Origin of the sequence: Bacteroides sp. 2201st1_D9_2201SCRN_220225 (assembly GCF_040928965.1) — a bacterium.
In the GTDB taxonomy this organism is placed as follows: domain Bacteria; phylum Bacteroidota; class Bacteroidia; order Bacteroidales; family Bacteroidaceae; genus Bacteroides; species Bacteroides stercoris.
In genome coordinates this window covers 1-12,358 of record NZ_JBCODG010000036.1, presented here as the reverse complement: position 1 = coordinate 12,358, position 12,358 = coordinate 1, and the positions used below count along the sequence as shown (strand labels likewise).

5 protein-coding genes are annotated in these 12,358 nt (G+C 40.8%); 4 read left to right on the top strand and 1 reads right to left on the bottom strand.

The window, feature by feature from the left end; all coding sequences use genetic code 11:
* Positions 1-18 precede the first annotated feature (18 nt).
* From AB5903_RS13080 to AB5903_RS13065, 4 genes are all read left to right on the top strand, one after another.
* On the top strand, positions 19-1,509 hold the full coding sequence (locus tag AB5903_RS13080) for a RagB/SusD family nutrient uptake outer membrane protein (protein WP_117903075.1): 1,491 nt from the start codon (positions 19-21) through the stop codon (positions 1,507-1,509).
* A 186-nt stretch (positions 1,510-1,695) separates the two neighbouring features.
* Positions 1,696-4,128, top strand: coding sequence for a hypothetical protein (locus tag AB5903_RS13075; RefSeq protein ID WP_272709907.1), 2,433 nt, complete (start codon positions 1,696-1,698; stop codon positions 4,126-4,128).
* A 274-nt stretch (positions 4,129-4,402) separates the two neighbouring features.
* On the top strand, positions 4,403-8,356 hold the full coding sequence (locus AB5903_RS13070; protein ID WP_005656160.1) for a hybrid sensor histidine kinase/response regulator transcription factor: 3,954 nt from the start codon (positions 4,403-4,405) through the stop codon (positions 8,354-8,356).
* 683 nt (positions 8,357-9,039) lie between these two features.
* Positions 9,040-11,568, top strand: coding sequence for a TonB-dependent receptor (locus AB5903_RS13065; protein WP_368117906.1), 2,529 nt, complete (start codon positions 9,040-9,042; stop codon positions 11,566-11,568).
* A gap of 14 nt (positions 11,569-11,582) precedes the next feature.
* Here the strand turns inward: AB5903_RS13065 and AB5903_RS13060 are convergent.
* A partial coding sequence (locus AB5903_RS13060) for a glucoamylase family protein (protein WP_368117905.1) occupies positions 11,583-12,358 on the bottom strand: 776 nt, incomplete at its 5' end.

Genomic DNA, 12,358 nt, shown 5'->3' with positions numbered 1-12,358 from the left:
CTGTTAAAGATTAGACTAATGAAAAAGATACATATAACTTTGTTTAGTGTGATAAGTCTTTTGTTTGTGACAAGTTGTGATGATTATTTACATAAGGATCCGATAGGATTATTAACACCGGATAATGTAAATACAAATCCTACGCTTACAAGTGTTCAATATTCAGTAAACTCTACTTATCAGATGCTTGCGAGTACTTTGAATTTGCTGGGAGATTGGGCATGGGATGACGGTACTGTGACTCGTAATGATTTTGTTGTTTATGATTTAGCTTCGGATGACGCTTTGAAGAAATGGAATCCAGATGGCGACCAGCCTTGGATGGATGAAATTCAGAACTACTCATATATAGCTTCTAACACTGCATTCAACGGTTTCTGGAGTTATCAATATGAGGGTGTTTCTAGAGCAAATTTAGCTTTAAGCTATCTGATGGATGATAAAATTATAGAGACTGTTGGGATGGATGCTTCATTAAGAAAGCGTTTGTTGGGTGAAACTTATTTTCTACGTGCCTTCTATTATTTCGATCTTGTTACGAACTTTGGTGATGTTCCTTTTTTGATAGCTCCTATTAAAGATTTTGAGGATGCATATAAGGTATCTGAGAGAACGGACAAAGAAATAGTTTGGGAACAGATTATGAATGATTTGGAAGATGCAAAAGGAAATTTGCCACTTACGAAGTTCTCATCAGAAAGTGAGCCTTGGAGGGTCTCTTTGGGAGCTGTCTTAGCAATGCAGGCTAAGGTGGCATTATATAGAAAGGATTATCCGGGAGTACTAAGTGCTATTAAAGAACTTGAAGATAAAGGCTTTTATCGTTTGAACAGTAATTATTTTGACTCATTTAGCCAGTATCATGAGTTCACCGATAATGAGGTTATTTTTGCTTACGATCATAAGGAGAAGATGACTCCGGCGCAAGGTAACGGGTTGTGTGCTTTGCTGGGTTGGGGCTTCTTTGCACCTTCTAAGAGTTTTATTAAGGAGTTTGAACCGAATGACCCACGTTTGAATTTGACCGTTGATGTTGAAAAGCAATTGGTGTATAAAATTTTGGGTGATTTATCCAATAAGAACCAAGGTTATGATGATGCCCCAAGTAATAAAGTGTATATCCGTTATGCAGATGTGATGTTATGGAAGGCCGAAGCTTTGATTGAAACAGGTAAGGTATCCGATGCTATTGATATTATCAATGAGGTCAGAGAAAGGGCAAGAAATACTGTGGGGGTTGATGGGGAGACGAAAGCTCCTGCTGGAACATTACCCGATAGAGATAGGCTTGGTTCCAAAGAACAAGCATGGGAATGGTTGATACACGAACGTCGCGTGGAACTTGGATTGGAGTCTCATCGCTTTAGAGACCTGAAACGTTGGGGCATTGCAAAGGAAGTGCTTAACGCTAATGGCCAGGCTTTTACGGATCGTAACTATTTGTTCCCGATTCCTCAAAAAGATATAGATAAGTCTGGTGGCAAGTTGATTCAGAATCCTGGTTATTAATTATTCTTGAGGATGTGTTGAATTTTTAGTGTTTTATCACTTGTGAGTTGCTGTTTCCGATGAAGGAAAAATTAACAGGAATTATCCGGATCTGTTTTTATATTTGATTTGTATCATCTGTTTCTGAAGAATGCTCCAATGATAGCTAATTTATTTTTGACACATCCTCTATAATTTAGATATACTATGAGTAAGCATTTTATATGCCTTGTATTTTTGTTGGCTATTTTTTGTGTGCAGGGATTTGCTGACGAGATGAAGTTACATGTGTTGGGAAATAAGAACCAAGGATATTATGTGAATATCTATTATGGTTCCCAATTGATAATGGAGCAAGGTAAAGCCGGAGAGTTGGATTTATATTTTGATAATGAAGATTACTCTGTCAGAGAGACCTTGAAAGGGTGGAAAGCGACTTCGGTGGAACAGTCGGAGCGAAAAGTGGTACTTTCAGGAAATGTGTATTTAAAGAAGTTGGAGGCAGACTTGTCGGTTAATGTGATTTATGAGGTTGTTAGTTCACAATTGGTCAGTAAGCGAATAGAGTTACAACAGAATAATCTTTCTTTATTATATTATTCAGTTGGTACATCCATAACTGCTGCCGACAAGCCTTTTGCTTTTTGGAGCTTTGATGATAATGAGAATATGGGCGGGGTAGCCCATGAAACCTATCCGGCAGCAGGATATATGTTGAACGATACATTGGCTGTAGGGCTGCTGACTGATGCTGGTGATAAAAATCTGTGGACACGCAATATCCGCCGCCGTCCGTCTAAACAGGGGGAAATCGGTTTTAGAGCGATACGCGAAATTTGTGATGCTAATCTTATCAGGATTGTCGATGAAAGACAGCGTCAAAAAGGAGATTATTCCGTGAAATTCACTTTCGGTGAAGTATCCGATTTTAATCATCCGGTGAATACTTGCTTTTACCCAGTTCCTGAAATACAGAAATGGAAATCTTATGCAGGTGCCAGTTTGGAAAGGAACGGGAATGTGTTTACTGTGAAAGGAAATTCGGTGCAAAGTGAAATATCTGGTGTACGTATCCCTTATAAATTGTCTGATGGTTTTTATACAATTCGTTTTAAACATCGCTCTGCAAATCCCATCACAGTGAAGTTGTGGAAAGGCGAAGGAACGGGCAGTATAGATGTCGCAGGACTGCATTATCAAACGGATATGCCTTCTTCTGCAGCAGATTGGGTGCAGCAAGAAGAAACAGTTTTTATAGCAAACACAGAGCAGGAGCTTACTTACCTGTTGATTGCAGCTTCTTCCTTACAGAAAGGAAGTGACTTTAATTTGGAAATAACAGATTTGGAAGTCATCCGTTCAGATGCTCATAACTATGCCTATCACTGTTTGAAACAGAATAAGAAAGAGGTTAAGAGAGTCTTCATTTTTGCCACACCGGCTCAGCCTACTTTACATGATCTTCGTTTAGCATCTCAAGTCTATTTGGCGGATGGACTGGGCTTTAAGGGTACTACGGAAGAGAAGTGCTTGTATGCTTGTTATCAGATGCTGATGTGGATTACAAGTCGAAACAATTTTACTCCCTTGAATGTTCCAAGTATTAATTATGCTCCTGACATGTATAATAGAGATTCTTTCTGGAGTCTTATGGGAGTATATGATAAAGATGCTTCTGAGGAAATATTTGATGCTTGGGCAGCAACACAAGATGTACGAGGAGCTATCGGTACTATTATTACTCCTTGCATGGGAAGTAGGGAAGTAAAGGGTAATGATGCCACGCTTGAATTCTTATGGTTTGCTTTGGTTAATCATCGGTTATATGGGACACCCATTCCTATGGATAAGATAAAGAAAGCTTTCAATTTTTGTATCAATGAGTACGACCCTGATGGAGACGGTATTTGTGCTGCAGAGTTTGTATTGGGACAGAATGATGTGGTGGAATATCCGGATAAGACATCCGACTTGGCTGTTAATCAGGGGATGTTTGCCGTTACTCTCCAAGTAGCGAAGGAACTAGGACTTCCTGTTTCTCAAAAATATGTGGAGAAAGCTAATCAGGAATATAGGGCTTTCTATGACAAGAAGAGAGGATATCTGATCGATAATCGTAAATATCCTTATTCTATTACATTCAATTCTCTATTGCCGGAGTTTGTATCGTGGTGGCTATTTGATAAACCTATACTGACGTCAGAGATGGTTGTCAAAACCCTGGATAAAGTTCCTGTAAAGAATGGATATTCACCGTTGATTTTCCATGAAAAAGATACTTTTTTCACTATGGAGAACAAACCTTTTTCACCCAATATGTTTTGGGATAATGGTATCTATTATAATGCTGGCAGTTGGATGCGTGAAGAGGTTTGCGGATATGTAGCTGGATTGAAACATGGATGGAAGGATGCTAAAAAACGAATCAAAGACCGACTTGCCGTAGAGATCACGCTTCATCCGGATGAGCCTTTTAGCCATGAGTTTTTGCCTTATGATTTAAGCGTATCCGGCTGTTGGTGGCCTAGCACAAGGGTTTTTTCTTGGAATGTTTTTGTTCTCAGAGCATTGGAAGTTGCCGGTATGCGCTCACCATTACAAGACCCGGGATATTTTAAGTATGTCTTGAAGCAGCATTAACGAATAATTAATACAGTCTGTTGATTCTTGTTTGCTAAAAAGAACAGAAGTGGATTAGTTGTCATTTAGATGCAGATTACATATAGGACGAATCTGTGTAATCTTATTCCTTCTAGGGGTTATTCGTTGTCAAGGATAGATAATCTTTTAAGGGTACAGTACTAGAAGGAATAAATATCTTCATTTAGCCTTTGTAGGATCATAATACTCGTTGTTATTGGAGAAATGTATATATTTGCATTTTATCCTAAATGCTTAAACAGGAATATTATACATGAAAACATCTTTATTTACACAAATAATTCATTTTCTACTTATTTTATTTTTTACCTCTGAGAATCTATATGCTTCTAATGTGGTGAGATATATCTCTAATATAAATGGGCTGACGAATAATTCGGTAAACTGTATTTTGGAAGACTCCGAGAATACAATGTGGATAGGAACATGGGATGGACTGAATGCGTACAATGGGAGAGAAATCACAACGTTTAGGTATAGTAAAAGTGATCCGAACTCTATAAGCAATAATATTATTCGTCAGATAATTGAGAAAGAAAACTGTTTATGGATAGCTACAGATAATGGTATTAATCGTTTGGACAAGCAAACCTATCAGATAACAAGGTATTATTTGAGGAAAGATAACAAGATTCCCTACCAGGAAAAGTCATTTATTCTTGCACAGAGTGCTGGAAGTGAAATTGTTTGTTTTGTAAAGGGAGTGGGCTTCTTTATATATGATGATTCTATTGATGAATTCAATTTTGTCAAAACTGATTTTGTAACTGAGGTGAAAGATTTTTCCATAGATAAATTGGATAATTTGCTTTTTCTTTTGGAAGACGGTACTATTGCTCATATTTCTTATAGGCAATTTATTAAGGAGGGAAAGAAGGATAAATTGCTGTCTATTGGCATGGATGGTCCAGTGAATAGCTTGTTTCAGAGTGGCGGTCGATTTGTTTTGAACGGGAAGAACAGACTTTTCATACTGAATCATGACTTTACAGTTTCTCATTCTATTCGGCTTAGCATAAGTAAGCCTGTATCTCAAGTCCTTTTATCTGGTGATGTGATGTACATCAGTTTTATAGAAGGTGGGTGTATTCTTTACGATCTAAAATCTGATACTCATACTTATCTGGATGAATTGCCTAATCAGTTATCTGTATTTACTCTTTATCTTGGTAGCCAAAATATCTTATGGATAGGTACGGATGGGCAAGGATTGATACAATTTTATCATTATGACTCATTGTTTCAGACAATTCATACTACTCATCCTGTAAGATGTTTTTGTGAAGATACTATCGGTAATATCCTTGTTGGAACAAAAGGAAATGGAATAAAACTGTTAAATCCTGATACTAAGACAATACGTGATTATTTAGATGAATCTCAAGGGCTAATATCTAATTCTGTTTATGCCTTGAGGAAGAATAGAGCCAATGATATTTTTATTGGAACGGAAGGTGTAGGTATTAATATTTTGGATGCGGTTACCGGACGACTTAATAGGCTGGACATACCAGATAAATATCCAATGTTTAAAGCGGTATACAACATCTTTTTTACTAACAACGATTCATTAATGTGGATAGGCACCTCAGGTTATGGGCTGATAAAGATGGAGATTTCTAAGGAGCAGGGTAGATATAGGGTAAAAGGCTTCCGTCAGTACAATTCATCAGATAAAAGTATTTCACTGAGTAACGATGTAGTTTATGCTATTGCGTCCGATCCTGAAAACCAGGCATTATGGTTTGGAACTCGTGGTGGGGGATTGCATTGGATTAACTTAAAAAACAATACTATCAAGACTTTGGAAGATATTGATAGTCGTATTCTACTTACTAATAGTGATATACTTTGTTTGTTTCAAGATCATTCGGACACTTGGATAGGAACCAGCTATGGACTTAATAAGTTACAAGGTTGTAACAACGACTTCACTTTGACTAAGTACGTTGATGGGACTTTGACTAACAAAACTGTTCATGGGATATTAAAAGATTCAAAGAATAATATTTGGATAAGTACTAATCAAGGTCTCTCTTGCTTGAATATCACTAATGGTAAGATCGATAATTACACTCTGAACGATGGCTTGCAGAATGATGAATTTTCTGATGGAGCTTTTTTAAAAGATAGGCGTAATTATCTGTACTTTGGTGGAGTGAGTGGTCTTAATTATTTCAATCCCCAAAATATACATAAAAGGGATTTTAATCCACTTCTTACTTTGAATACTCTAAAGATATATAATACACTGCAAGATATTAACAAACGTATAGAGAAAGGTATCCTAAAATTAGGTTATGAAGAGCGTTTTGTATCGTTTAATTTCATAGCTAAAGATTTTATAAATAACGAGAATTGTGAATACGCTTATCGTTTGAAGAACCATTCTGATGATTGGGTGGAGATGGGAAATAATCCTAGTCTCATTTTTACTCATCTACCCTCCGGTAATTATCATTTGGAAGTAAAATGTACTAATGGTGACAGAGTTTGGGGGAATCATATCTATCGCCTGACGATTAAAGTTGGTTATCCATGGTGGCTTAGCGTGCCGGCTTTAACTATCTATGGAGTATTGATTGTCATCATCTTTTGTATTGTAAAATCGGTAGTGAAGAATCGCATTCGCCTTAGTCGTCAGGTTCTTATTGCTCGCGTAGAAAGGGAACATGAACAGAAAAACTATGAATCAAAGCTTAATTTCTTTACTAATGTTGCTCATGAATTCTTTACTCCCTTAACCTTGATTTACACTCCAGCTCAACATTTGTTGGAACAGTATGGATTCGATGAGAATACAAGGAAATATTTACAGATAATCAAGAATAATGCGGAACGGATGCAGAAGTTAATTAGTGAACTCATGGAATTTCGCAAAGCTTCAGGGAATATGAGTTTGCATCCGAAGTATATAGATGTAAAGACACTCGTGGAGTATGCTTCAGATAATTATATTGATATTCTTCGGGATAATAAGATTGATTTTAAGATAGTGATGCAAAACGTGGCAAAAATATATTCGGATTCTAATGCTTTGGAGAAGATTATATTCAACTTACTGTCCAATGCTTTTAAATATACACCGCGTAATGGCTACATCAAGGTCATGCTTTCGCAGGATGATCCAGACAGTACATTACATCTATTGATTCGTAATTCAGGTAAAGGATTGACGGAGCAGCAAATGGCGGAAGTATTTGACAAGTACAAGATATTTGATGTTGCAAAGTTTGGTAATTCAGTTAGTAATGGTATAGGTTTGAACCTCACTAAACAACTCGTTGAACTACTTGGAGGTGAGATAAGCGTAAATAGCGAATTGGGGAAGTATGTGGAATTCTCCGTAATGATTCCTTCATTGTCATCTGATAGTTTACAGGTCTCTGCGCTGGATGAGGATGATACTGTACCTCAAGAAGAGGTGAAAGCAGAGCTTTCAAAGATTCATAAGGAAATTGTAGTATTGGTTGTTGAAGATGAGAAGAATATTTGTGAACTGTTATGTGATATTCTCTTTGAGTACACTGTGCGCGTGACCCGAGATGGTATTGAAGCCTTAAGTGAAATAGAGCATAATCATCCTGATATTATCATTAGCGATATAATGATGCCTAATATGGATGGACTGACACTGATAAATAAACTTAAGTCAGAACTCAAGACAAGTTATATCCCAATCATTGGAGTCTCGGCAAAGGCTTCTGTAGAAGACCAAATAAATGCTTTCAAGCATGGTGCTGATGCTTATATTACTAAACCTTTTCACCCTAAACAGATAATATCTACTATTGAGAATCTACTGTCTAGGCAGACATTGTTGAAAGATTATTTTAATTCCAGTTTATCGTCCATCAAAGTGAGGAACGGCATTGTACTCCATCCTGAGGATGAAGAGTTGATACATACTGTGACAGACTTTATTCAGAGTAACATTGACGATGAATCACTCAGTCCTTCTACCATTGCCGATTTTGTAGGTGTGAGTAAGGCTACTCTCTATCGTAAGTTTAAAGAGATAATGGATAAGACTCCGAGTGAGTTCATCCGTAGTATTAGATTGGAACATGCGGCTAAATTATTGAGGACTACAAGGCTAACTGTATCAGAGATTATGTTTAAATGTGGTTTCTCCAATAAATCTTATTTTTATCGAGAGTTTTTCAAACAATATGGAGGGTCACCTAAAGAGTATCGAAGTCAGTGATGAGAATGGACGTTAAGTGCTGTTTATGTTAAAAGTCATTCAGTTCTAAGTAAAATTATATCTTGGTATGGAAAGTTAGGGAGAGTGTTTTTATTTAGTTTGGGTTACGTATTTTTGTTTGATAGGTGTGAATTCTGATTTCCGTAACTCCTGCCGTGTTTGGATGGTTCATAATGAGCTTTCATAACAGCCCTCTACAATAATGCTCAATTATTATGGTTATCGGGCTTTGGTTTATGACGAGATAACATTGTAGATATTAGTTGTCCGTTTTGCTGAAAATGGTACGGAACCCATAAAGGGCTGAAATCTTTGTAGTGTTTTTGGGAACGGATGCAGTAGACGCGGTTTACAAGTATCAGATTGTGTATTTTGCCGAAGTAACAGGGGAAATATTCGTCTTTTAGTCTGTTGAGACCGAATTTCAGGAATAAGTATTGTACCCTATACAGAGTGATGCATAACAGCTTGCAGCATGCAGGCGATAGTAAGCAACATTGCCGCCAATGTGTTCCTGCTGTTGTTTTTCTACTTTCTGTAAATCAATGTACTTTTCGCTTTTTTTAACTCCGGTGTTCCGATAAATGCCGAAGAATGCCCTATTTTTGCCTAATTCGTTGTGACAGTAGACACTATCTGCTACGAAAAAACAGACAAGGTATAGATTTAAACAGGGAAACACCATGAAAAACAGATGGGCCATGTTGCTGGCGGTATTGTTAATACCCGTTTGGGCAACTGCACAGAATGCGGCAAACTCTTCCTTTCAGATTAAGGGTATCTTACTCGATTCTCTTACTAAAGAAGGCGAGCCGTACGCTACAATCAAAATAGTTAAGAAAGAAGCGCCGGAACATGCGTTGAAAATGCTGGTGACGGATATGAAGGGACACTTCCAGGAGAAAGTACCCGGTAATAAAGGCAACTTCATTATGACAATTTCTTCGGTGGGACGGAACAGTATTGTGAAGAACTTCTCCGTAAAATCGGGAGAAAAGTCGGTGGACTTCGGTACCATGTATATTACAGATGCTTCCAATGAGTTGGGACAGGTGGAGATTGTAGCCCAGAAGCCGTTGGTAAAGGCAGATATCGACAAGATAGAATATAACGTGCAGGACGACCCCGATTCCAAGTCGAACTCTGTTCTTGAGATGCTGCGCAAAGTACCCCTTGTAACGGTGGACGGCGAAGACAACATCAAGGTGAACGGCAGCAGCAGTTTCAAGGTGTATGTCAACGGCAAGCCCAACAACATGATGAGTAATAATCCTACGGAAGTCCTGAAAAGTATGCCCGCCAACTCCATCAAGCACATAGAGGTAATTACCAATCCCAGTGCAAAGTACGATGCGGAAGGTGTCGGGGGTATCCTGAACATTGTTACCGTAGGCGGCGGACTGGAAGGGTATATGGCTACGTTCAGCGGCAATGTCAGTAACCGTGGCGCCGGTGGGGGTGTATTCGGTACGATAAAAAGCGGCAAACTGACTTTCAGCGCCCGTTATAATTACAACTATAACAACCAGCCCCGCAGCTACTCCGGCGGCAATCGGCGTACCGTCGGCGAAACGGACAGCAGTTCGTCCAACCTGGATTACAGCGGGACAAGCAAGGGAGACGGTTCTTTCCAGTCAGGCAGTATGGAAGCCAGCTATGAAATCGACACATTGCGGCTGGTAACCATGTCCTTCGGGCTTTGGGGCGGTAAGAACAAGAGCGACGGAGCGACCAATACGCTGGCCACCTTCCCCGGTACTGCCAACGAACTGTACAACTATGTCTCCAATAGTCACAGTAAAAGTTCCTGGTATTCCATTGACGGCGGTATCGACTACCAGCGTCTGTTTCCCGTAAAGGAGCGTATGCTCACGTTCTCGTATAAGATTAATACCCGCCCGCAGACCTCGGATTCCTATTCCGGCTACGAGTATGATATGGACAATGTGGCCCCGGACTGGCAGGACTTTATGAAGCGCATGCTCGACCAGCATAATGACGGTTCGCAAAGCACTACGGAGCACACCTTACAGGCAGATTATACGACTCCCATCGGCAAGATGCACACAGTAGAAACCGGAGTTAAATACATTCTTCGCAACAATACTGCCGAGGACGACCGCTTCCAGCGCGCCGCAGGGCAGCAAACCGATTATGAATTCGATGAAGACCATAGTTCCCACTACAAACACCTGAATGATATTCTGGCTGCCTATGCCGGTTATTCCTTGAAAGTGAAGAAGCTCTCCGGCAGACTGGGCGTGCGCTACGAGCATACCATACAGAATGTGAAGTATCTTTTAGGCAAAGGCGATAACTTCAAGAAGGATTTCGACGATGTAGTTCCTTCCGCCAGCATCGGTTGGAAGCTGACGGATATGTCCAACTTGCGTTTGGGTTATAACATGCGTATCTACCGTCCGGGCATCTGGTATCTGAATCCCTACCTGAATGACAGTAATCCTACCAATATCACGCAAGGAAACCCCAATCTGGATAGTGAGAAAAGCCATGCTTTCAATCTGAGTTACAGTAATTTTACGCAGAAGTTCAATATCAACCTATCGCTCCGCTATTCGTTTACCAACAACAGCATCGAGCAAATCTCCGAAATGGTTCCCGATACCGAGATTGAGGGTTTGAAAGAGACTACCGGCAAAGAGGTGCTTTACTCCACTTATCAGAACATAGGAAAAACCAAGAATGCGAGTCTTAGCGGTTATATCAACTGGAATGCTACATCCAATACCCGTATCTATGCCAATATCTACGGTAACTATTCATATATGGAAGGAGCCAACGGCCTTAAAAACGATGGTTGGAATCTTTTTGCCTACGGGGGTGCGCAACAAACCCTGCCCCATGATTGGCGCATCAGTCTGAACGTGTTCGGCCAGACTCCCTGGGTAATGTTACAGGGTAAAGGGAGCAGTTACTTCGATTACGGCTTGAGCGTAAACAAGTCTTTCTTCGACAAGCGTCTGACCCTCTCTGCTTTTGCCAGCAACTTCTTTAAGAAGTACATGGACAATACCAATACGCTCGAAGGTGTTGGTTTTACGCAGGAGAGCTGGAGCAAGTACAGCCGCCAGCGCTTCGGCATCAGTGTCAGTTACCGTATCGGCGAGCTGAAAGCCAGCGTCAAGAAAGCCGCCCGTTCCATCAGCAATGATGATGTAAAGGGCGGTGGAGGCGGCAATAGCGTTCAGTAGGATCGCAATCCCGGTTATGAAGCGGAAATGGGGGTGTCAGAACTCAATTGGAATCCTAACTTCCGCAATCCCTGCTGTACGTCCGGATGGCTCATAAAGAGTTTCCAAAGCAGTCCGCTGCGGTAATTCTCAATCATGACAGCTATCGGCCCCTGGTCGATGGCAAGATAACGTTGCGGATACCAGTTGTCCGTTTCGCTGAAAGCGTCGTAGAATCCGTAAGGGCCGAACACCTTGTCGCCCATGTCGTAAAGGTGGCGCATCACTTGCAGCGAATACTCCGGTGTATATACGATGGACGAAAGGGCGGCGGTGGGAGCGATGACTCCCCGGTCGTCGCGCTCGTTGGGCGAGTGGGCGGCATACCCGTCTGTGGAGTAGCTGGCGGTCAGTCCCCAGCAGTCCGCTCCGAAGCCCTTGTAATGTTTGGGGTTACGGATGCAGTAGGCGCGGTTCACAAGCGTGAGGTTACGCATTTCGCCGAAGTAATCGGGGCAATACTCGTCTTTCAGCCCGTTGGGGTCGAGTCCCAGGAACGAGTACTGTGCCCAGAACAGAGGACCGGCTTCCGTGCCCTGATACCGCAGATGCAGTTCGATGCCCTCTACCTTATGCGGGCTGACGATAGCGCCGTTCTGCGCCCAGCCTTCGTGGTATACGGCGGCGGGCACGCCATGCGTAGGCGAGGCGGCGGCAAGGATGTACATGATGAGGCACTCGTTGTAGCCGTGCACGGGGAAGTCCATCTCCCAGCCGTATTCAGGGCTCCAATGCCAGTAGAGCACGTTTT

Bases quoted from the DNA above. Each gene is read 5' to 3' on its own strand.
- AB5903_RS13080 (WP_117903075.1), top strand. From the start codon at position 19: ATGAAAAAGATACATATAACTTTGTTTAGTGTGATAAGTCTTTTGTTT.
- AB5903_RS13075 (WP_272709907.1), top strand. From the start codon at position 1,696: ATGAGTAAGCATTTTATATGCCTTGTATTTTTGTTGGCTATTTTTTGT.
- AB5903_RS13070 (WP_005656160.1), top strand. From the start codon at position 4,403: ATGAAAACATCTTTATTTACACAAATAATTCATTTTCTACTTATTTTA.
- AB5903_RS13065 (WP_368117906.1), top strand. From the start codon at position 9,040: ATGAAAAACAGATGGGCCATGTTGCTGGCGGTATTGTTAATACCCGTT.